This is a genomic window from Streptomyces sp. NPDC102467 (assembly GCF_044765445.1).
In the GTDB taxonomy this organism is placed as follows: domain Bacteria; phylum Actinomycetota; class Actinomycetes; order Streptomycetales; family Streptomycetaceae; genus Streptomyces.
Window position 1 is genome coordinate 201,276 of the sequence record NZ_JBIWKA010000010.1, and the last position, 19,138, is coordinate 220,413.

Sequence of the window (19,138 nt, forward strand, 5' to 3'; positions counted from 1 at the left end):
ACTCTACCCGGCAGCCATGTCTCACTCCATGAACCCACGGTTTCGCCTGTGAAGGTGCAGGGCACATCAGACGTTAAGACTGTGCTTCGGTGCGTGGGGGTTGTAAGGGCCGGGGCGGCGAGACACGGGGAGCAAGAAAGAAGGGACGCCGAAGCGTCCCTTGCATATCTCTGTCAGCTACAGAACTCTCAAGCGGCTGGTACGAGCAGCCTGCTCACGCGCGTCGCTGGGCGTGATCAGGTGAGCGCCGGCTCCGCCTGGGGTACGTCGATGCTCTCCATCAGAGAGTCGTGAGAAGCGGCAGCCGCGAGCGCATCGTTCTCGGCCTGGATCCGACCGAGCTCGGATTCAAGATCCTGAACGCGCTGCTGGAGCCGTCGCATCTCGGAGAGGAGTCGCGGGTCGCTGCCGCCGACGTAACCGAGAAGCGCCTTTGCCATGATGGATGGTCCTCCACACTGAGTGACCGACCGAAGCGGTGTGGGTCGGGAGAATCGCACCCGCGGTGCTTGGCACTACTACTGTCTTTTGCTGCCGCTCTACATGCCAAACAGCTAAGGTGCGCGGGGATTCCAGAGTCTCACCAAAAAGTTTGACGGTCAACACGATCACGCCCCGTATCGGTGGGTAACCCGGGGGCTTCGCGCCGTGGATCGTCCGGCGCGGCCTGACCTTCGGGGCCCTGGGGGCGTAGCGATCTTCCGTAACCCCGGAGCCTGCCACGAGTCCCCTGCCTTGGCAACCACCAGGGCGTTTCTGCCCGGAGCAGTTGCCCACGGCACCTCTTCCCGGGGGCCGCACGGCCTCGCCTGCGGTGACTGTTCAGCGGATGGCAAACCCGTCGTAGCCACCGCGGGGCGTGTCCCAGATCTCAGTGACACCGTCGACGCGGCCGGGTGTGTCGCCGTCGTGGAGCCAGTCGAGCAGTTGTTGACACGCGGGCCGCTGTCCCTCGGCGACCACTTGGACGCGGCCGTCCTCCAAATTGAGAGCAAAGCCACTCAGGCCGCCGATCTCCATGGCTCGCGCACGCGTGAACCACCGAAAACCCACACGTTGGACGCGTCCTCGCACCCACGCGGTGAGCCGCACCTCTTCGTTCATGGGTGCACGCTAACCGGCCGATTGCACTCGGAGCACTTCGTCCCCTTCCGTCTTGCGGTACCGTCGCGGACCGATGAGCCTCACTCGTATGAGTGAGTCACATTGATGACCGCGAGGACGAGGAAGGCCAAGACATGGGACGCCACCGACGCTCCGCCGCCGGCAGCGCCGTCACGGGCCGCGCCGCGGGAACCTCGGAGATCCGTTCTGCGGGACCCGAGGGAACGTACGCCGAAGCATATGGCGAGACGTACGGCGCAGGTCAGGCGGGGGCATACTCCCCGTACGACGACGAGACCGTGACCGGCGTGTACGGCTCCATATCCGCGGCCGGCGGCTCGGGCCAGGAACCGCACGGCCGGTCCCACCGGCGCAGGAAGCGCGGCGGCGTCCCCGTCCGCACCGGACTGCTGGGTGTCTCCGCCGCCGTCGCCATGGGTGCGGTCGCGGTGGCCTCTGGGCTGATCCCGGGCGGCGACAACTTCAAGCTCGGCGGCGACCACAACGGGAACAAGGTGCAGGCCGCCGGCACCCCCACCATCGAGGCGCAGGGCGGCACGAGCGGCACGGTCGACGACCGCGCCCCGTCCGCCGCGAGCCGCGACAACGAGCGCACCACTCCTTCGGCCTCACCCTCGAAGTCCACGTCGGCCGAGCCGTCCGCGAAGCCCTCGACGAAGCCGGCGCCGGCCAAGACGTCCGCTCCCGGCAGCTCCGGTACGACGAAGAGCGCGAGCCCTTCGACCAGGGCCCCCGAGAAGACGAAGGCGCCCGCCGCGAGCGCGCCCGCCGCGTCCACGGAGAGCTCGGCCGCGGCTCAGGTACTGACTCTCGTCAACCAGGAGCGGGCCAAGGCCGGCTGCTCCCCCGTGACCGCCGACAGCGGCCTCGCCGCACTGGCGACCGCGTTCAGCGAGGACATGGCCGCACGGAACTTCTTCGACCACACGGACCCGGACGGCGCGACTCCCTGGGACCGCGCCAAGAAGGCCGGCATCACCGACCTCGGCGGCGAGAACATCGCCCGCGGCCAGGCCAACGCCCAGTCCGTGATGGACGCCTGGATGAACAGCCCCGGCCACAAGGCGAACATCCTCAACTGCGACTACAAGACCCTCGGCGTGGGCGTGCACTTCGGGTCCGGTGGCCCGTGGTGGACGCAGGACTTCGGCTTCTGAGCCCTTCACCGCCCCCACCTGCGCTAACTATTGGATAGCGCTGCGCGAGAGTATTCTCGGCGTATGGACTCCACCGACCTCGCCTTCGACGTGTTCTCCAAGGCATGTCCGTCCCGCGGCACACTGGAGCACGTCACCGGCCGCTGGGGCGGCCTCACGCTCGGCGCGTTGTACGAGGGCACGCTCCGCTTCAACGAATTGCGCCGCCGCGTGGACGGGGTCAGCGAGAAGATGCTCTCCCAGACGCTGCAAGCGCTGGAGCGCGACGGCCTGGTGCACCGCGACGCCCAGCCGACGAACCCGCCGCGCGTGGACTACGAACTGACCCCGCTGGGCCGCGACGTGGCCGAGCGGCTGCTGGCCCTCATCCACTTCGTGGAGGAGCGGATGGACGACGTACTGGTGGCGCGCGAGCGTTACGACGCGACGCGCGGGGCGCGCTGACAGCGCGGGCAGAAGTAGCTCGACCGGTTCATCCAGGCCCGCCGGAGCATGGGCGTGGCGCACCGACGGCAGGGTTCGCCCTCGCGTCCGTACGCGTCGAGCGACCGGTCGAAGTAGCCCGACTCCCCGTTCACATTCACGTAGAGCGAGTCGAAGCTCGTCCCGCCCACCGCGAGCGCCTCGTTCATCACATCCCTTACGTGGCCGAGGAGTTCGGCCGTGCGCGGGCGCGTGAACGTACCCGTGGGGCGCTCGTAGTGCAGCTTCGCGCGCCAGAGCGCCTCGTCCGCGTAGATGTTGCCGACGCCGCTGATGAGCGACTGATCGAGCAGCGCCCGCTTGATGGTGGTGCGCTTCGCGCGCAGCGCTCCGTGGAAAGCCACGTCGTCGAAGAGCGGGTCCAGCGGATCGCGGGCGATGTGCGCGATGACATCGGGCAGACCGTCCGCACTGTTCTCGGCGGTCTCGTGCAGCGACAACCCGCCGAAGGTGCGCTGGTCGACGAAGCGGAGTTCGGTGCCGAGGTCGTCGGCGAAGCGGACACGGATCCGCAGGTGCTTCTCGTCCGGGGCCTCGTGCGGCTGGACCAGGAGCTGGCCGCTCATGCCGAGGTGGGCGAGCACGGACATGTGCGTCGTCTCGAGCGGCAGCCAGAGATATTTGCCGCGCCGGCTCGGCTCCCCGATGCGCTGCCCTTTGAGGCGGTACGCGAAGTCGTCGCCGCCCGCGATGTGGCGGCGTACGGAGCGCGGGTGCAGGACCTCCGCGTCGGAGACGGTCCGGTGCGCCACCCAGCGGGCGAGGCCGCGCCGGACGACCTCTACTTCGGGCAGCTCTGGCACGGGGTCCTCCGTAAAAGGCGGTTGCGATGGGATCCGGGGAGCGTATCGCGCCCCGAAAAGGGGCGCGGGGAACTGCGCGACCAGCCCCCACGAAGCCGCGCGTACCACCGCATCCCTCAGGGGCAGGGCCCAAAAAACGCCCGCCCCCACCGGCCGAAGCCGGTTGGGGGCGGGCGCAGGAAGCGCAACGGGTCAGACGCCGGGGGCGGCGTCGTCCGGGGCGGCGGCCGAAGCCGCTTCCTCGGCCCGCTCGTCCGCGGCAGCGCGAATCGCACGCCACGCGGACTCTGCGGCCTGCTGCTCCGCTTCCTTCTTGCTGCGGCCGGTGCCGGTGCCGTACGAGACGCCTCCGACGCGGGCGGCAGCAGTGAAGGTCTTCTCGTGATCGGGGCCGGTCTCGGAGACCAGGTACTCGGGAACGCCGAGCCCCTCGGTCGCCGTGAGCTCCTGGAGACTGGTCTTCCAGTCCAGGCCGGCTCCCAGGTTCGAGGACTTCTCGATCAACGGGTCGAACAACCGGTGTACCAACTCACCGGCCGCTTCCAGCCCTTGATCCAGATAGACCGCGCCGATCACCGCTTCAAGGGTGTCGGCCAGAATGGACGCCTTGTCCCGGCCGCCTGTGCCTTCCTCGCCCCGGCCGAGCCGGATGAAGGAGCCCAGGTCGAGCCCGCGGCTGACCTCCGCCAGTGCACGCGAATTGACCACCGCGGCCCGCAACTTGGCCAATTGGCCCTCGGGCAGGTCTGGGTGGGTGCGGTAGAGCGTGTCGGTGACCACGAGGCCGAGCACGGAGTCCCCGAGGAACTCCAGGCGCTCGTTCGTGGGCAGTCCGCCGTTCTCGTACGCGTACGAGCGATGCGTCAGCGCACGCACCAGAAGGGCGGACTCGAGCTTGTACCCGAGCCGCCCTTCCAGAAGCGTGTGGGACGAGGCTGTGGTGTCGGCCTTTTTCTTGGCGTCATCCGCCGATTTATGGCTAGCCACTGTGCCTCTCACCAGCCGCTCAGACCTCGAGGACCTGGCGCTTGTTGTAGGTGCCACAAGCCGGGCACGCGATGTGCTGCAGCTTGGGCTCCTGGCAACGCTCGCACGAAACCAGGTTGGGGACCGCAGCCTTCCACTGCGACCGGCGGTGGCGCGTGTTGCTGCGCGACATCTTCCGCTTCGGAACAGCCACGGCTACTTCTCCTGCTTCTCGTCGACGCCCGACTCGGCGCCGCTCAGCTCGTCCTTCTCGCCGTCCTGGACGGATCCAGCGAGTCCCTGCAATGCCGCCCAACGGATGTCGACGGCGTCGTGATGATGACCCGGTTCGTCCGCGAGCCGCACTCCGCACTCGGAGCACAGTCCCTCGCAGTCGTCCTGGCACACCGGCTGCATCGGCAGTGAGAGCACCACCGCATCACGCAGCACGGGCTCGAGGTCGAACAAGCCGTCCTCGAGAAAGAGTCTGTCCTCGTCTTCCTCGGCGTCGTCGACCGGTTCCGTGCGGGCACGGCCACGGTCGTCGGCGTCAGGGTACGAGAACATCTCCTGGAAGTCCGCATCGGCATCGAGGCCGATCGGCTCCAGACACCTTACGCACTCCCCCTTCGCCAGTGCACGGGCGGTGCCTGTGACAAGCACCCCGTCCATGACCGACTCCAGACGGAGGTCGAGCTCCACCGGGGCGCCTTCCGGCACCTCGATGACTCCCTGGATACCGAAGTCCTTGGGAGCGTCGATCGTGCGGGACAACCGCTGCATGGCACCAGGACGCCGACCCAGCTCGTGCGTATCGAACACAAGTGGGTTGCGGTGGTCGAGGTGAGTACTCAGGGCCGATCCTGCTTTCGATCTTCGAAACTCATGGGGGTCGCCACCCCGAAATTTCCGGGCAGCTTGAGATCACACGTGTACGCGCGACCGAAGAACCAGGGTACTGGACCTTTCGCTTTCGGCCCAATCCGGTCCCGGCCACCCTCTGCGGCGCCCCCGGAGCAGTGGTGTCAGCGGCCCTGCTCGTACTGCCGCATCTGCTCCATGCTGATCATGCTCGTATCGAAGAGGCTGGTCTCGTCGAGCGCGCCGGTCTGGTCCTGCTGCTGGTCCTGCTGCTGGTCCTGCTGCTGCGGCTGCTGGTATCCGTACGGATCCTGCTGGTACGCGGCATACGGGTCCTGCTGCACCTGCTGCTGGTACGCGTAAGGGTCCTGCTGATATGCGGCGTACGGGTCCTGCTGTCCGTACTGCTGCTGGTACGCGTACGGATCCTGCTGCTGGGCGTAGGCCGCGGCCGGCTGCTGGGCCGGGATCTCCGGGATCTGGGGCATGACAGCGGGGTCCGGCTGCTGCTCCTGGCCCTGCCCCTGACCTGGGATCCGGCTCTGACTCTGGCTCTGGCCGCCGATCTCGGCCAGGCCCGCCAGGTAGTCGGCGTCGCTGGTGTGGGCCTGGGCGCCGCCCTCGCCGTCCATGGACAGCGCGCCCAGGTCGTCGCTGGCGAGGCGGCCGTGCAGCTTCTGGCGGCCCTTGCCGACGGCGTCCAGCGTCTTGGCGAGCACCGCCTCGAAGGCGCCCAGCTTGGTGTCCACGTACGCGTCGGCGTCGCGGCGGAGCGTCTCGGGGTCGTGGCTGCGCTCGGGAGCGTCCTCGTCCTCGTACCCCTGCTCGTCCGTACCGGGGCCGGTGCCGAGGAGCTTCTCGCGGCCGCGGCCGACGGAGCCGAGGGTCTTGGTCAGGACGACCTCGAAGTTGGCCAGCTTGGAGTCGACGTACTCGTCGGCCTCGGCGCGGACCTCCTCGGCCTCCTGGCGGGCCTCGGTGAGGATGCGGTCGCCCTCGTTCTGCGAGCGGCGGGCGATCTCGGTGTCGGAGATCAGGGAGCCGCGCTCGGCGTGCGCGGTCTCGATGATCCGGTCGGCCTCCGCCCGGGCCTGCTCGACCATCTGCTCACGGCCGCCGATGAGTTCCTGGGCCTGGGCGAGAGAGCCGGGCAGCGCCTGGCGCACCTCTTCGAGCATCGAGAGCAGGTCTGCGCGGTTGACCACGCACGAGGCCGACATGGGCATGGACCGGGCGCCGCCGACCGCGGCGACGATCTCGTCGAGCTTCTTCTGCACGTCCACCGTGTGCTCGCCACTCTCTCGTCTTGTCACCGGGGTGACAGGGGGTTTGGAGACGGACGGGACGACTGTATGCCCAACTGGTGTGTGGCTGTCACTTCTTGGGGAGGCGCTCGGTCAGCGCCTCGTGGACCAGCGGCGGGACCAGGTGAGATACGTCGCCGCCCCAGGCAGCGACCTCCTTGACGAGCGAGGAGGACAGGAAGCTGTAGGTGGGGTTCGTCGGCACGAAGAGGGTCTCGACGCCCGAGAGGCCGTTGTTCATCTGGGCCATCTGCAGCTCGTAGTCGAAGTCGCTGACGGCGCGCAGGCCCTTCACGATGGCAGGAATGTCGCGCTGCTTGCAGAAGTCGACGAGGAGGCCGTGGAAGGACTCCACCTCTACGTTGCCGAATTCGGCGGTGACCTCGCGGATCAGCTCGATCCGCTCGTCGACCGAGAACAGGCCCTGCTTGGATTGATTGATCATCACCGCGACGTGCACGACGTCATACAGCTTGGAGGCTCGGGCGATGATGTCTAGGTGGCCGTTGGTGATGGGGTCGAACGACCCGGGACAGACTGCGCGGCGCACGGGAAGTCCCTCGCTCTCCGGTCCGGTCATCGTGCGTCGTCGCACGTGAGGGTGGTGTTCAGGGCGGCGCGACCGTACCAAAACGTGCCCTCGCCGTAGCGACGGGACCTGAGTCCCTCAAAGCCGTCCGGCCACCGGAATTCGCCGCCTCTGGTGCTGCGCTCCACGGTGACGAGCGCATCCTCCGTGAGCCAGCCCTGAGTGCGGAGTGTGAGCAGGATCTCGCGAAGATCGTCGTCCGACACGGCGTACGGCGGGTCGAGAAAGACCAGGTCGTAGGGCGAGGCAGGGGGCGCTCCCGCAACGACTTGCGCCGCTTTTCCCGTACGTGCCTCCGCGCCGGGCAGGCCGACCGCGCGGATGTTCTCCCGGATGGTGCGGGCGGCACGGGCGTCGGCCTCGACGAGCAGCGCGTGCGCGGCGCCGCGGGAGAGGGACTCCAGGCCGACGGCTCCCGAGCCCGCGAACAGGTCGGCGACGCGGGCGCCGTCGAGTGTGCCGAGCAGCGCCTGCCAGGTGGAGAAGAGGCCCTCACGCGCCCGCTCGGAGGTGGGGCGGGTGCCGTTTCCCGGCGGCACGGCCAGGCGGCGTCCGCCGGCGCGCCCGGCGATCACGCGGGTCATCTCGGTCCTTGTCCTAGTACGGGGCTGCAGGGCTGCGGGATCAGTGTCTCAGCCCTTGTCGAGGTACTGCTCACGCTCCTCGTCCAGAAGGGCGTCGAGTGCCGTACGCAGACCGGGCAGGCGCTCCAGGTCCGGGTCGGCGGCGACCACCTTGGTGGCCTCCTCCCGTGCCTCGGCGATGATCTCCTCGTCCTCGATGACGGCGAGCATCCGCAGCGAGGAACGCACTCCGGACTGGGCCTGTCCCAGGACGTCGCCTTCCCGGCGCTGCTCCAGGTCGATACGGGACAGCTCGAAGCCGTCGAGCGTGGCGGCGACGGCGCCCAGGCGCGCGCGGGCGGGGCTGGCCTCGGGCATTTCGGTGACCAAAAGGCACAGGCCCGGTGCCGAGCCACGGCCGACGCGGCCGCGCAGCTGGTGGAGCTGGGAGACGCCGAAACGGTCGGCGTCCATGATCACCATCGCTGTCGCGTTCGGCACGTTCACACCGACCTCGATGACCGTCGTCGCCACCAGGACGTCGATCTCGCCCGCGGTGAAGCGGCGCATCACCGCATCCTTGTCGTCGGGCTGCATCCGGCCGTGCAGCACCTCGACCTTGAGTCCCTGGAGGGGCCCGTGCGCCAGCTCCTCGGCGACGGCGAGCACGGCGAGCGGCGGCCGCTTCTCCGCCTCGTCCTCGGTGGTCTGCTTCTTGGCGGCTGTCTTGGTGGAGCTCGTGCCGGACGTCTTACCGGACGTCTTACTGGAGGTCTTGCTGGAGGCCGCGCCCTTCTTGGGCTTCTCGTCCTCGTCGTCACCGATGCGCGGGCAGACCACGTACGCCTGATGTCCCTTGCTCACTTCCTCCCGTACGCGCTCCCACGCGCGGGACAGGAAGTGCGGCTTGTCGGCGGCGGGCACCACATGGCTGGCGATCGGGGAGCGGCCGGCCGGGAGCTGGTCGAGGACCGAGGTCTCCAGGTCGCCGAAGACCGTCATGGCGACCGTGCGCGGAATCGGCGTCGCGGTCATCACCAGGAGGTGCGGCGGCTGTTTGCCCTTGGAGCGCAGGGCGTCGCGCTGCTCCACACCGAACCGGTGCTGCTCGTCCACGACGACCAGGCCCAGATCGAGGAACTGCACCTTGTCCTCGATCAACGCATGCGTGCCGATGACGACGCCGGCCTCGCCGGTGACCAGGTCGAGCAGTGCCTGACGGCGCGCGGCGGTGCCCATGGAGCCGGTGAGCAGCACGACCTTGGTGGAGTGCTCGGAGCCGCCGAGCATGCCTCCCTCGGCCAGCTCCCCCATCATCTCGGTGATCGAGCGGTGGTGCTGCTGCGCGAGGACTTCGGTGGGCGCGAGCATCGCGGCCTGACCGCCCGCGTCGACGACGCTGAGCATGGCGCGCAGCGCGACCATCGTCTTTCCGGAACCGACCTCGCCCTGGAGCAGCCGGTGCATCGGGTGCTCGGTGGCCAGGTCGTCGAAGATCTCCTTGGAGACCTTCTGCTGGCCGTCGGTGAGTGTGAACGGCAGCTTCGCGTCGAAGGCCGTGAGGAGCCCGTCCGGCTTCGGCACGCGCGCGACGGCGGTCAGCTGGGTGTCCGCGAACCGGCGCCTGGCGAGCGCGACTTGGAGGACGAACGCCTCGTCCCACTTGAGGCGGGCCCGGGCGTCCTCGATGTCGGCCTTCGTGTGCGGCCGGTGAATCTTGAGCAGGGCCTCGGTTAGCGGAACGAGGCCACGGCCGTCCCGCAGCGCCTCGGGCAGGGGGTCGACGGCTTCCTGGGCGCTGGGCAGCACCAGGTCGACGGCCTTGGCGACCTTCCAGGACTCCAGCTTGGCGGTGGCCGGGTACAGCGGGAGCAGCGCTCCGGCCCAGGAGCCGACGGCCTCCGCGGCGTCTTCCGAGGACTCGGCGCTGAGCAACTGATAGGCGGGGTGCGCCAGCTGCATCTTCCTGTTGAAGACCCCGACCTTGCCGGCGAACATCGCGCGCGTGCCCGGCAGCAGGTCCTTGTGCGGCTTGTGGATGCCGCGGCCGAAGAAGACGAGCTGGAGCTGGCCGCTACCGTCGGTGATGGTGACTTCGAGGCGCTGCCCACTCCCCCCGTTGAACCTCAGGATGCGGGCGGTGGCGACCTGCGCGACGACCGTGACGTGCTCGTCGAGCGGCAGCTCCGCGAGGCGGGTGAGCTCCCCGCGCTCCGCGTATCTGCGGGGGTAGTGGTGGAGCAGGTCACCGACGGTGTGCAGACCTAGATGCTCGGCCATCACCTTCGCGGTGGGAGGGCCGAGCACTTTCTTCAGCGGTTCTTCGAGCACGGGCACGAGATCCATTGCACACCACGCCACTGACAATCCCGCGACCATCTCCGAAAACCGCTGGTCACATCTGACTCTGGAGGCGGACGACCGGCGAACCTTCGGCGGACGGCTACTCGACGCCGATCAGCATCGGTGCGGACTGCCGCCCGCCGCGGTACACCACGGTGTCCACGGCCAGATAGGTCTCGCGGACGTGCTGCTCGAGGCCGTCCGCGACCTCGTCGGGGACCTCGTCGCCCAGGACGAGCGTGACGAGTTCACCGCCGGCCGCGAGCATCCGGTCCAGAACGGTGCGGGCGGTCGCCGGGACCTCGCCCCCGATGACAGCGACATCGCCGTCGATGAGGCCGAGGACGTCACCGGCCTGGCAGATGCCGGCCATCGTCCACGACTGCCGTTCGGCGACGGCCAGTTCGGCGTACCTGGTCGCTCCCGCAGCCGAGGTCATCGCGACGACGTCCTCGTCGAACCGCCGGTCGGGTTCGTGCACGGCGAGCGCGGCGATGCCCTGCACGGCGGACCGGGTCGGGATGAGCGCGACCCGTACCCCCTCGGACCGGGCCTGTTCGGCCGCGGCCGCCGCGGTGTGCCGCAGCTCCGCGTCGTTCGGCAGCAGCACCACCTCACGCGCGTGGGCACGCCGGATCGCTTCGACCAGTTCTCCGCTGGCGGGCGGTTCACCGGGGCGGTCGGGCACGGTCGTCGCGCCGGCCTCCGCGTACAGGCCGGCGAGCCCGTCGCCCGGTACGACCGCCACCACGGCCCGCTGTGCCCGCTCGCGGGGCGGCGCCGAGGAGCGGGCCGCGTGCGCGTCGCCGAGCCCGAAGTGCGTGATGCGGATGCGGTACGGCCGACCGGCCTCGACGCCGGCCTCCACGGCCGCGCCGGCGTCGTCGACATGCACGTGCACGTTCCACAGGCCGTCCCCGCCTACCACGACCAGCGAGTCCCCTAGGGCGTCGAGCCTGGTCCGCAGCCGGGCCACGGCTCGGTCGTCGGCTTCGAGAAGGTAGATGACCTCGAAGGCGGGCCCGGCGACGCCGGGCTCCTCCCCGCATTCAAGAGGCGCTTCGTCAGTAGGGGCGAGCGGGGCCTCCACGCGCGCGGGCCCGCCGTCCCCACGGCCGCGCACCGGCGCGGCCTGCCCTGAGACGGCCTCACTCAGAGCCCCGAGCACGACGACGAGGCCGCGCCCGCCCGCGTCCACGACTCCGGCGCGGCGCAGCGCCGTGAGCTGTCCCGGCGTCGCGTCAAGCGCCGCGCACGCGCCTTCATATGCGGCGCGGAGCACCGCGCCGCAGTCACCTTCGGTTTCCGATGCCGCCTGCGCGGCCGCCGTCGCGACGGTCAGGACGGTGCCTTCCACAGGGTGGGCGACCGCTTCGCGCGCGGAGTCGGCGGCCCGGAGAAGCGCGAGCCGCAGTACGCCCGCGTCCGCCCCGCTGTCGTGACCCCCGTCACCTCCGCCGCTGTCGGCGAGGACCTGGGCCATGCCCCGCAGCAACTGCGCGAGGATCGTCCCCGAGTTTCCGCGGGCGCCGATGAGCGCGCCATGGGCCATCGCGCGCATTACTTCGGGGAGCGTGGGGGCGGCGGGCTCGCGACCTGCCTCGAGCCCTGTGAAGACCGCCTCGACGGCTTGGTGGGCGGACTCGAAGGTCAGGTAGAGATTGGTGCCGGTGTCCCCGTCGGCCACGGGATAGACGTTGATCGCGTCGATCTCCGCACGGTCGCGGCCGAGCGCCGCCAGAGCGAGTGAGCACCAGGTACGCACGGCGACCACGCCGAGCACCTGCGGCACCTGCGGCACCTGCGCCTCCTTGAGCGGCCGGACTGGCCTCGCAGAGTAGACCCCGCCGGGCCGTCACCGGGGAAGGGGCCCGGTCCGGCCGCCGGGGCAGCGGCCCGGGCAGCCATGGTAATTTCGTTGTACCGAAGCAGCCGTTGTATGCTGCTCCGGTTGCCCGATATCCGTCGGGCTCTCCCCTGGCACCGCCACTCAGATCCTCCGATCCTGATTCCGGCATGCCGGGATCAACCGTAAGTGCTTAAGTGCATCTGAAGTCTTTGGAGTGACCCGTGGCTGCCAACTGCGACGTCTGCGGCAAGGGGCCGGGCTTCGGCAACAACATTTCGCACTCGCACCGCCGTACGTCCCGTCGCTGGAACCCGAACATCCAGCGTGTGCGTGCAGTGGTCGGGCGGACGCCGAAGCGGCTCAACGTCTGCACCTCGTGCATCAAGGCCGGCAAGGTCTCGCGCTGACGAATCGTGTAGCGCGGCCACCTCGCTGGTTGCTTGAAAGAGCCGGTCCCCTCGGGGGCCGGCTCTTTCGTATGCCCGCTCAACGGAACAGGCACAAGGCCCGCGTGACGGGGAGCACTGTCAGTGGCGGCTGACAGACTCTGCGCATGCGGTTCGGCATTCTCGGCCCCCTCGATGTGCGGGGCCCCGACGACAGCCCCCTGGACCCCGGCGGGCCACGGCCGCGTGCCCTGCTGACCGTGCTGCTCCTGGAGGCCGGGCGTGCGGTCTCGGCAGAGCGCCTGATCGACGGCCTGTACGGCGAGGACCCACCGGCCAACGCGGCCAACGCGCTGCAGTCGCAGGTGTCCCGGCTGCGCAAGCGGCTCGGCCTGGACATCGATACGGGCCCGGCCGGCTACCGGCTCGTCGTCGATCCGGACACCGTGGACGTGCACCGCTTCGAGCGCCTGGCGCGCGAGGGCAAGCAGGCACTGGCCTCGGGAGATCCCGCGCGCGCGGCGGCGCTTCTGCACGAGGGCCTCGGCCTGTGGCGCGGCCCGGCGCCGGACGATCTGCCGCGCCTGGACGAGCTGCGGCTCGGTGCCGTGCAGGACCGGATCGAGGCCGATCTGTCCTTGGGCTGCGATGCGGACCTGGTGGCGGAGGTACGCGAGCTGATCGCGCGGAATCCGCTCGGCGAGCGCCTGTACGGCCTGCTGATGCGCGCGCTGCACGCGGCGGGACGGCCCGCTGAGGCGCTGCACGCCTTTGAAGAGGCGCGGCGCGTGCTCGCGGACGAGTTGGGCACCGACCCGTCACCTGAACTGTCGGCGCTGCATCTGGAGCTGCTGCGAGGGCAGGGGCCCGTGCGACAGCGCAGGGTGCCGGCCCAGTTGACGCGCTTCGTCGGGCGCACGGAGGAGTTGGCCCGGATCGACGCGTTGCTGGCCGACGCCCGTCTGGTGACACTGACCGGCCCCGGCGGCGCGGGCAAGACGCGGCTCGCGATCGAGGCGGGGCGGGCCCACGAGGACGTCTGTTACGTCGAACTGGCGCCGCTCGCCGACGATGCCGGGATCCCGTACGCGATCCTCACCGCGCTCGGTGTGCGTCAGGGGCTGCGCGGCCCGCAGGACGAGGAGGCCACGGAGCGGCTCGAGGCCGCGCTCGAAAGCCGAGACCTGCTGCTGGTGCTCGACAACTGTGAGCACCTGATCGAGGGCGCTGCCCAGATGGCGGGGGTGCTCCTGGGCAGCTGCCCAGGCCTGCGCATCCTGGCGACCAGCCGGGAGGCGCTCGGCATCACCGGTGAGGTGCGGTGCCCGGTACCGCCCCTCGCGGCCGGCCCGGCGGCCCAGCTGTTCCGGGACCGGGCGGCAGCGGTGCGGCCGGACTTCGAGGCGGCCGGGCACGCGCACGTGGCCGCCGTCGACCGCATCTGCGAGGCGCTCGACGGGCTGCCGCTGGCGATCGAGCTGGCCGCTGCCCGGCTGCGTACGCTCACGGTCGACGAGCTGGCCGAGCGGCTCGATGACCGCTTCCGGGTCCTGTCGCGCGGAGATCGCACCAAGGCGCCGCGGCATCGCACGCTGCGGGCCGTCGTGGAGTGGAGCTGGGAGCTGCTCGACGAGGAGGAGCGGGACCTCGCCTGCCGGATGACGGTGTTCGTGGGCAGCGGCCTGTCCGGCGGTGCGACGCTGGACGCAGTGGAGACGGTGTGCGGCATCCCGTATCCGGAGGACCTGCTGGCCTCGCTCACCGAGAAGTCGTTCCTGGAGGCCTTCGACGGGCGCTACCGGATGCTGGAGACGATCCGCGCGTTCTGCGCCGAGCAACTGCCGGACACCATCCTTGCGGAGCTGAAGGGCGCGCACGCGGCCTACTTCCTGCGGCTGGCGGCGGAGGCCGAGCCGCGCCTGCGCGGACACGACCAACTCCCCTGGCTGGCCAGACTGTCCACCGAGCGCGGCAATCTGGACGCCGCCCTGCGCCACTTCCTCCATGCCGCCCCGTCCGACGGACTGCGCCTCATGGCGGACCTCTCATGGTTCTGGCGATTGCACGGCCTGGCCGGCGAGCGGGTCGCCCTGGCCCGTGAACTGATGGACGAGGTGGGGCCGCAGGCGCCGCCGGGTCTGGAGGAGGAGTACGCGCTGTGCGCGCTCAACTCGGTGACGGGAGACGGCGACGAGGTCCGGCTCGCCCGTGCGGACAGGGTGCTGGGCACGATCGACCGCCAGTTGAGACTGCCGTTCACGGTGGTTCTGTGGACGCTCGCCGTCGGGCCCGAGCGGTCCCGCGACGAGCGAGTGCACGCACAGGTCGGGAGCGATCCGTGGGGGCGGGCACTGCTCGCCGTCGGGATGGGGTTCCAGGAGCAGTTCGCGGGGCGCCCCGCGGCGTCGGAGGCGCTGTTCGCGCAGGCCCTGGCGGGTTTCCGGGAGACCGGCGACCGATGGGGCATGGCCAACTCCCTCGACCAGCTGGGGATGTATGCCGACTGGCGCGGCGAGTGCGGCCGCGCTCTGGAGCTCATCGACGAAGCGCTCGGCTACGCACGGGAGTTGGCGGCGCCGGAGGAGACCGCCGATCTGCTGTGCAGACGCGGCGCCGTCCTGCTGCACAGCGGCGCGTACGACGAGGCGGCCGCGGACTTCGCGCGGGCCGCTGAGCTGGCGCGTACGGCGGGCGCTCCAGGGAAGGTGGCCGGGGCGATGTGGGGCATGGGGGACGCGGCGCGGCTGTCGGGGAACACGGCGCTCGCGCGGGAGCACTACGAGGCGGCTCTGGAGACGAGCGCACGCTCCTGGTACAGCGTCGGCCAGACGGTGCACATCTTCGTGGGGCTGGGCCGCGTGGCCCTGGCCGAAGGACGGACGGACGAGGCGGACGACTGGTTCGCACAGGCCCGCACGCTGTCGGCGGGCACCCAGACGCAGGGGCTCGAAGTCGCTCAGGTCGCCGAGGCGCTGGCGTCCCGGACGGACGAGCCCGAGCACGCGGCGACGCTTCTCGGCGCCGCGTCGGCGCTACGGGGACAGTTGATCGTGGACGACCCGGACGTCACGCCGCTCGAACTCCGGCTCCGGCGCATGCTCGCGCCGGATGTGTACAAAAAGGCCTTCGAGCTGGGCGGCAGCCTGCGGCACAACGCCGTGGGCGAGCCGTAGCGTCGCTCCGGTCAGCCGCCCTCGCGGTACATGTCGAGCCGGGCCGGGCCGTCCCCGGCGCTCTGGTCAGCGACCGGTAAGGGACGGTCAGCGCATGGTCAGCGAACGGTAAGCCCTCGGCCGCAAGCTCACTGACATGACGAAGCAGCCGCACCTCACCGACGGCCACCCGGCCCCCGAACATCACGGGCCCACGACTCACTCCGCGCCCGAGCCCGCGCCCAACACCATCAGCACCCCCAACACCTCCAACGCTCCCAGCACCTCCAATGCTCTCGCCCACCTCGACGTCCTGGTCTCCGGTGCCAGCATCGCCGGCCCCGCGATCGCCTTCTGGCTCTCCGCTCAGGGCGCTAGCGTCACGGTCGTCGAGAAGGCGCCCGCCCTGCGCCAGGGCGGCTTCGCGGTGGACTTCCGCGGCCCCGTCCACCGCGCTGTCCTCACCCGCATGGGCATCTGGGACGAACTGCACAGGATGCAGACCGACATGGGCCGGCAGACCATCGTCGGCGCCGACGACAGCGAGCGCGTGGACCTGCCCGCGTATCTGATGAGCGGCGACGTCGAAGTGTTCCGCGGCGATCTCTCCGCGCTCCTGTACGAGCGCACGAAGGACAGCGTCGCGTATGTCTTCGGCGACTCGATCGCCTCGCTCACGGAGACGCCCACCGGCATCGACGTGACGTTCGACCACGGCGCGCCACGCACCTTCGACCTGGTCGTGGGCGCGGACGGCCTGCACTCGAACACCCGGCGTCTGGCCTTCGGCGACGAGCCCCGGTTCCTGCGGTTCTTCGACTACTACATCGCCGGGTTCGACATGCCCAACCACCTGGGCCTCGACCGGACCGCCCGGCTGTACAGCGAGCCCGGCCGCACCGCGATGATCAACAACTATGACGGGCACCCCGACCGGGCGGGCGCGGCCGTGGTCTTCCACTCGGAGCAGCTCACGTTCGACCGCAGGGACGTCGCCCAGCAGAAGCGGATCATCGCCGAGAAGCTGCACGGCATGGCCTGGCCTCATGTGCAGCAGATCCTCGATGCCCTCGACACGACGGACGACCTGTACTTCGACGCCATCGCCCAGGTCCATATAGAGCGGCTCTCCGAGGGCCGTGTGATCCTGCTCGGCGACGCGGGGCACGGTGCCACGATGGGCGGCATAGGTACCGGTACGGCGCTGGTGTCGGCCTACGTCCTGGCGGGCGAGCTCGTGGCGGCGCACGGCGACCACCGCACCGCGTTCGCGGCCTTCGAGGCGCAGATCACGAAGTACGCGAAGGGCTGCCAGAAACTTTCCGGGAACGCGGGCCCGTTCTTCGCCCCGCCCACCGAGAAGAAGATACGCAGTCGCGACCGGGCGTACCGGATGCTCAGCTCACGCTTCGTGGCCGGCTTCTTCAAGCGCCTCACCGAGAAGGCGGCGAGCAACCTGGCGCTGAAGGACTACGGCCTGGCCGGTGAGTCGGTCGAGTCAAGGCCCGCGGCAGGCTTGAACCTCCAGCCGTGATCCACGGGACCGATTCCACCGCCGAGCGCGAACCCGGCGGCGATCGCCCCGGCCACGTACTCCTTGGCCGCGTACACGGCCTCGGGCACCGACTGGCCCTTGGCCAGTTGGGCCGCGATCGCGGAGGCGAGGGTGCAGCCCGTGCCGTGTGTGTGGCGGTTGTCGTGGCGCGGGGCGCGCAGCCAGTACTCCTCGGACCCGTCCGTGAGCAGATCAACGGCCTCTGCGGAACCCGCGGGGGCGAGTGCCTCCCTACCTGAACCGGCCGAACCGGCCGAACCAGCTGAACCCGCCGAACCGAATGACTCGAACGACTCGGAACCGGAGAGCGCATGCCGACCCTCGGAGCGCAGATGTCCACCCTTGATGACCACCCACTTCGGCCCGTACGCGAGCATGGCCGCGGCGGCGCGGCGCATCCCGTCCTCCGACTCGACGTGCACGCCGGTGAGTTGTGCCACCTCGTCGAGGTTCGGGGTGGCGACGGTGGCGGTCGGCAGCAGCTTCGTGCGGACGGAGTCCAGCGCGGACGCGGCGAGCAGCGAGTCCCCGTGCTTGGACACGCCGACCGGGTCGATCACGATCGGGGCCGCGGTGCCCGCGAGCAACTCGGCTACACATTCCACGAGTTCGGGCGACGCGAGCATCCCCGTTTTGACGGCCTGCACCCCGATGTCGTCGACGACACTGCGGTACTGCGCGCGTACCGCCTCCGCCGGAAGCTCCCAGGCTCCTTGCACGCCGAGGGAGTTCTGAGCGGTGACGGCGGTGACGACGCTCATGCCGTGGGTGCCCAGGGCGAGCATGGTCTTCAGGTCCGCCTGGATCCCGGCACCGCCCCCGGAGTCGGACCCGGCGACGGTCAGCACGCGTACAGGCGCGGTGGGGGCGGAGGAGGGGGCAGAGGAAGAGGTGGAAGCGGTCATGACTCGATCTCCCCACCGGGGCTGTCGTCCCCGAAGTGGTCCCAGCCGCCCTTGCTGGTCCAGGGCGCGCCGTCGACAGTGACCTGCGGCAGAGCCGAAGGGTGCAGCACTTCGCCGATCACCTTCCAGCGTGCGGGCAGTTTCACGTCCGGCGGGAAGGTGGCCACGATGGCGTGGTCCTCTCCCCCGGTCAGCACCCATTGCAGCGGGTCGACACCGACGGCCTGCCCGATGTCGTTCATCTGGGAAGGCACGTCCACGTTCCCGGACTTGATGTCGATGCGGACCTTGCTGGCCTCGGCAATATGGCCCAGGTCGGCGATGAGTCCGTCGCTCACGTCGCACATGGCGGTCGCGCCGAGCCCGGCCGCGGCGGGGCCCGCGTGGTACGGCGGTTCGGGGCGTCGGTGCGCCTCCACGAAGGCGCGCGGCGAGCGGAAGCCGCGGGAGAGCACGGCGTATCCGGCCGCGGACCAGCCCAGCCACCCGGTCACGGCCACGACGTCACCGGGCCCTGCTCCACCGCGTGTCACGGGCTCGTGGTTGCGCAGATCGCCGAGGGCGGTGATCGCGATGGTGATGGTGTCGCCGCGGACGACGTCGCCCCCCACCACCGCGGCGCCGGCCACCTGGCACTCGTCGCGCAATCCGTCCATCAGCTCCGACGGCCAGGAGGCCGGCAGCTCTGCGGGCACCACGAGGCCGAGCAGCAGGGCCGTCGGCACGGCGCCCATGGCCGCGATGTCGGCCAGGTTCTGCGCGGCGGCCTTGCGGCCGACGTCGTACGCCGTGGACCAGTCGCGTCGGAAGTGCCTGTTCTCCAGCAGGATGTCCGTGCTGGCGACGACTCTGCGGTCCGGCGCGGCGACCACGGCGGCGTCGTCGCCGGGGCCGATCCGTACGGCCGGGGTGGTGGTGAGCCGAGAGGTCAGCTCTCGGATGAGTCCGAACTCCCCCAGTTCGCCGACGGTGCCCTTCATGCGCGTGCTGCCCCTTCTGCCACGGCCTGCTTGCGGTCGCGGGCCGTCTCTGTCATGGGTACGGTTTCTGTCATGGGCGTGCCCTCAGCTTCTCTCATGGGCCTGCCTCCACGATCC

General features: G+C 70.1%; 18 protein-coding genes. 5 read left to right on the forward strand and 13 right to left on the reverse strand.

The window, feature by feature from the left end; all coding sequences use genetic code 11:
• Positions 1–236: 236 nt before the first annotated feature.
• Positions 237–440: a hypothetical protein gene (locus ACIREE_RS22280; protein WP_324767428.1), complete on the reverse strand. Its 204-nt coding sequence runs from the start codon at positions 438–440 to the stop codon at positions 237–239.
• A gap of 382 nt (positions 441–822) precedes the next feature.
• Positions 823–1,104: an acylphosphatase gene (locus tag ACIREE_RS22285; RefSeq protein WP_404154750.1), complete on the reverse strand. Its 282-nt coding sequence runs from the start codon at positions 1,102–1,104 to the stop codon at positions 823–825.
• 134 nt (positions 1,105–1,238) lie between these two features.
• On the opposite strand from ACIREE_RS22285, the gene ACIREE_RS22290 reads away from it, so the two are divergent.
• On the forward strand, positions 1,239–2,282 hold the full coding sequence (locus ACIREE_RS22290) for a CAP domain-containing protein (protein WP_404154752.1): 1,044 nt from the start codon (positions 1,239–1,241) through the stop codon (positions 2,280–2,282).
• 63 nt (positions 2,283–2,345) lie between these two features.
• Positions 2,346–2,726 carry a winged helix-turn-helix transcriptional regulator gene (locus tag ACIREE_RS22295; protein ID WP_404154755.1) on the forward strand — a complete coding sequence of 127 codons (381 nt, stop codon included), beginning with the start codon at positions 2,346–2,348 and terminating at the stop codon, positions 2,724–2,726.
• On the opposite strand, the gene mutM is transcribed toward ACIREE_RS22295, so the two are convergent.
• The 9 genes from mutM to ACIREE_RS22340 all read right to left on the reverse strand — a co-directional run bounded on the left by mutM (position 2,699) and on the right by ACIREE_RS22340 (position 11,995).
• A complete protein-coding gene (gene mutM, locus ACIREE_RS22300) occupies positions 2,699–3,568 on the reverse strand; it encodes a bifunctional DNA-formamidopyrimidine glycosylase/DNA-(apurinic or apyrimidinic site) lyase (protein WP_404154758.1) in 870 nt (289 codons plus the stop codon). The two genes, ACIREE_RS22295 and mutM, sit on opposite strands and share 28 nt — an antisense overlap.
• A 192-nt stretch (positions 3,569–3,760) precedes the next feature.
• On the reverse strand, positions 3,761–4,567 hold the full coding sequence (gene rnc, locus ACIREE_RS22305) for a ribonuclease III (RefSeq protein ID WP_404154761.1): 807 nt from the start codon (positions 4,565–4,567) through the stop codon (positions 3,761–3,763).
• Between the two features lie 7 nt (positions 4,568–4,574).
• Complete coding sequence (gene rpmF / locus ACIREE_RS22310) at positions 4,575–4,748, reverse strand: 50S ribosomal protein L32 (protein ID WP_363196444.1); 174 nt, start codon at positions 4,746–4,748, stop codon at positions 4,575–4,577.
• A 2-nt stretch (positions 4,749–4,750) separates the two neighbouring features.
• On the reverse strand, positions 4,751–5,389 hold the full coding sequence (locus ACIREE_RS22315; protein ID WP_404155154.1) for a YceD family protein: 639 nt from the start codon (positions 5,387–5,389) through the stop codon (positions 4,751–4,753).
• 170 nt (positions 5,390–5,559) lie between these two features.
• Complete coding sequence (locus tag ACIREE_RS22320) at positions 5,560–6,678, reverse strand: ATP synthase F0 subunit B (protein ID WP_404155157.1); 1,119 nt, start codon at positions 6,676–6,678, stop codon at positions 5,560–5,562.
• A gap of 91 nt (positions 6,679–6,769) precedes the next feature.
• Positions 6,770–7,249, reverse strand: coding sequence for a pantetheine-phosphate adenylyltransferase (gene coaD, locus ACIREE_RS22325; protein WP_404154764.1), 480 nt, complete (start codon positions 7,247–7,249; stop codon positions 6,770–6,772).
• Between the two features lie 26 nt (positions 7,250–7,275).
• Positions 7,276–7,872, reverse strand: a complete 597-nt coding sequence (gene rsmD, locus ACIREE_RS22330; protein WP_404154767.1) for a 16S rRNA (guanine(966)-N(2))-methyltransferase RsmD — start codon at positions 7,870–7,872, stop codon at positions 7,276–7,278.
• A gap of 48 nt (positions 7,873–7,920) precedes the next feature.
• The gene (recG, locus tag ACIREE_RS22335; RefSeq protein WP_404154770.1) at positions 7,921–10,197 is read right to left on the reverse strand and encodes an ATP-dependent DNA helicase RecG; all 2,277 of its coding nucleotides are present in this window, start codon (positions 10,195–10,197) and stop codon (positions 7,921–7,923) included.
• A 97-nt stretch (positions 10,198–10,294) separates the two neighbouring features.
• On the reverse strand, positions 10,295–11,995 hold the full coding sequence (locus ACIREE_RS22340; protein ID WP_404154773.1) for a DAK2 domain-containing protein: 1,701 nt from the start codon (positions 11,993–11,995) through the stop codon (positions 10,295–10,297).
• Between the two features lie 269 nt (positions 11,996–12,264).
• Between ACIREE_RS22340 and rpmB the strand changes: the two genes are divergently transcribed.
• From rpmB to ACIREE_RS22355, 3 genes are all read left to right on the forward strand, one after another.
• A complete protein-coding gene (rpmB, locus tag ACIREE_RS22345) occupies positions 12,265–12,450 on the forward strand; it encodes a 50S ribosomal protein L28 (RefSeq protein WP_003957616.1) in 186 nt (61 codons plus the stop codon).
• A gap of 146 nt (positions 12,451–12,596) precedes the next feature.
• Positions 12,597–15,602 carry a BTAD domain-containing putative transcriptional regulator gene (locus tag ACIREE_RS22350; RefSeq protein WP_404154776.1) on the forward strand — a complete coding sequence of 1,002 codons (3,006 nt, stop codon included), beginning with the start codon at positions 12,597–12,599 and terminating at the stop codon, positions 15,600–15,602.
• A 136-nt stretch (positions 15,603–15,738) separates the two neighbouring features.
• Positions 15,739–17,115, forward strand: a complete 1,377-nt coding sequence (locus ACIREE_RS22355; RefSeq protein WP_404154779.1) for an FAD-dependent monooxygenase — start codon at positions 15,739–15,741, stop codon at positions 17,113–17,115.
• Here ACIREE_RS22355 and thiD read toward each other — a convergent pair.
• Complete coding sequence (gene thiD, locus ACIREE_RS22360; RefSeq protein ID WP_404154782.1) at positions 17,052–18,041, reverse strand: bifunctional hydroxymethylpyrimidine kinase/phosphomethylpyrimidine kinase; 990 nt, start codon at positions 18,039–18,041, stop codon at positions 17,052–17,054. The genes ACIREE_RS22355 and thiD overlap by 64 nt on opposite strands.
• The gene (locus tag ACIREE_RS22365) at positions 18,038–19,021 is read right to left on the reverse strand and encodes a thiamine-phosphate kinase (protein WP_404154785.1); all 984 of its coding nucleotides are present in this window, start codon (positions 19,019–19,021) and stop codon (positions 18,038–18,040) included. The genes thiD and ACIREE_RS22365 overlap by 4 nt, the downstream gene beginning before the upstream one ends.
• Between the last annotated feature and the right edge of the window lie 117 nt (positions 19,022–19,138).

Excerpts from the sequence above, each read along its gene's own strand:
- ACIREE_RS22295 (WP_404154755.1), top strand. The coding sequence starts at position 2,346 with ATGGACTCCACCGACCTCGCCTTCGACGTGTTCTCCAAGGCATGTCCG.
- ACIREE_RS22355 (WP_404154779.1), top strand. The coding sequence starts at position 15,739 with ATGACGAAGCAGCCGCACCTCACCGACGGCCACCCGGCCCCCGAACAT.
- ACIREE_RS22280 (WP_324767428.1), bottom strand. The coding sequence starts at position 440 with ATGGCAAAGGCGCTTCTCGGTTACGTCGGCGGCAGCGACCCGCGACTC.
- ACIREE_RS22365 (WP_404154785.1), bottom strand. The coding sequence starts at position 19,021 with ATGAAGGGCACCGTCGGCGAACTGGGGGAGTTCGGACTCATCCGAGAG.
- ACIREE_RS22285 (WP_404154750.1), bottom strand. The coding sequence starts at position 1,104 with ATGAACGAAGAGGTGCGGCTCACCGCGTGGGTGCGAGGACGCGTCCAA.
- thiD (WP_404154782.1), bottom strand. The coding sequence starts at position 18,041 with ATGACCGCTTCCACCTCTTCCTCTGCCCCCTCCTCCGCCCCCACCGCG.
- ACIREE_RS22350 (WP_404154776.1), top strand. The coding sequence starts at position 12,597 with ATGCGGTTCGGCATTCTCGGCCCCCTCGATGTGCGGGGCCCCGACGAC.
- ACIREE_RS22290 (WP_404154752.1), top strand. The coding sequence starts at position 1,239 with ATGGGACGCCACCGACGCTCCGCCGCCGGCAGCGCCGTCACGGGCCGC.
- recG (WP_404154770.1), bottom strand. The coding sequence starts at position 10,197 with ATGGATCTCGTGCCCGTGCTCGAAGAACCGCTGAAGAAAGTGCTCGGC.
- rsmD (WP_404154767.1), bottom strand. The coding sequence starts at position 7,872 with ATGACCCGCGTGATCGCCGGGCGCGCCGGCGGACGCCGCCTGGCCGTG.